The organism is Polaromonas sp. P1_G1 (assembly GCF_056405595.1).
Window position 1 is genome coordinate 1 of sequence record NZ_JBFUBU010000111.1, and the last position, 1,639, is coordinate 1,639.

A 1,639-nucleotide genomic window follows, 5' to 3' on the forward strand; every position below is an offset into this window, starting at 1 on the left:
GAGTCCTTGTTTCTTAGGTATTGGTATTCACTCCCCACCCCTTGTGGATGCGCCGAGGAGCGGAGGTCCAGACGGATCAGGGATCGCGTTGTCTGAGCGAAGCGAGTTTAGCGAGACCCCGTCTGGACCGAGCACCGCAGGTTGCCCGTAGCGAAGCGCAGGGACGCAGCAACCAGGGTCGCCTTTTCTTTTGCTTACTTTGCTTTTGGCGAAGCAAAAGAAAAGTGAGTAGCTGCCGGGCTACCCCCGGCCAGCAAGCCTCAGCAGAGAAAACAGAAACCCGCCCGTCGGTCTACGCCTACAGAAAGCACCGCCGCCAAGCTCTGGCGCCGGGCGCGAGCCCCAGGGAAGATTCCCTCATCATGTCCAGCACCGCGGCCCCCGCTCCCGCCGACTCCATATCCACATCCACCGCCACATCGCTGTGGCCGCGCGTGCGCCGCTGGATATTCCCGGCGCTGGGAATTGTGGTGCTGGGCCTGCTGGTGTCGCATGCGCACAAGGTGGATTGGGCCGGCGCCTGGCAGGCGCTGTGGCGCTATTCGCCGTGGCTGTTGCTGGGCGTGCTGGGCCTCGCGACGGCGAGCCATGCGCTGTACGGCTGCTTCGACCTGATAGGCCGGCGCCACACAGGCCACAAACTTCCTCGCCTGCAAACCTGGGCCATCGCGGTGACGAGTTATGCCTTCAACCTGAACCTGGGCTCGCTGGTGGGCGGCGTGGCGCTGCGGGCGCGGCTGTACACGCGGGCCGGTCTCGATGAAACGACCATCGCACAGATCGTGGGCCTGAGCCTGGCGACCAACTGGCTGGGCTACGGACTGGTGGCGGGCAGCCTGTTTGCGAGCGGCATCATCGCCCTGCCCAGCCAGGCGCACATAGGCGCAACGGCGCTGCGGACGCTGGGCATTGCGATGGTGTTGCTGGCCGTCGCCTATGTAGCAGCCTGCGCCTTGGCGCACGGGCGTGAGTGGCGTGTGCGGGGACGGCGGCTGACCTTGCCCTCCCCCGGGCTAGCAGGGGTGCAACTGCTGCTGTCGGCCACCAACTGGGCATTGATGGGCGCGGCCATGTTCTGGCTGCTGGGTGGCCAGGTGGAGTACGGCAAGGTGCTGGGGGTGCTGATGGCGGCTTCCATCGTGGGGGTGATCATGCCGATTCCCGGCGGCCTGGGGGTGCTGGAGGCGGTGTATCTGGCTTTGCTGTCCGGCAGTGTGAGGCAAGGGACGCTTATGGGGGCGGTGCTGGCGTACAGGGCGCTGTACTACTTCTTGCCGCTGGCTGGGGGGATGGTGTTGTATTTGTTGTTGGAGAGGTATGCGGCTGGACATACGGCAGAGAGCGGCTCTGCCCCCGCCGCTTGATGAAGCCGGTTCTTGCTCCGGCGGAGCGCCCTTCTCTTGGTCTTGCTGGCCGGGGTTGCCGGCAGCAAGTAACTTTCTTTTGCTTCGCCAAAAGAAAGTCACCAAAGAAAAGGCGACCCGCAGTCTGGGTCCCTACGCTGCGCTACGGGCAACCTGCGGTGCTCGAGCCAAGCGGGGTCCGGCTAAACTCGCCTTCGGCTCAGACAACGCCGGCCCTGATCCGCTTGTCTCTGCGCTCCTCGGCCCAGCCAGGACGGGGCAATCGGGAGCGGGGA

At 65.0% G+C, this 1,639-nt stretch carries 1 protein-coding gene; it reads left to right on the plus strand.

Annotated features, from left to right (window positions below):
- The first annotated feature begins 362 nt into the window (after positions 1 to 362).
- Positions 363 to 1,364 carry a lysylphosphatidylglycerol synthase domain-containing protein gene (locus tag AC1D1Y_RS25940; RefSeq protein ID WP_477684886.1) on the plus strand — a complete coding sequence of 334 codons (1,002 nt, stop codon included), beginning with the start codon at positions 363 to 365 and terminating at the stop codon, positions 1,362 to 1,364.
- Positions 1,365 to 1,639: the final 275 nt, after the last annotated feature.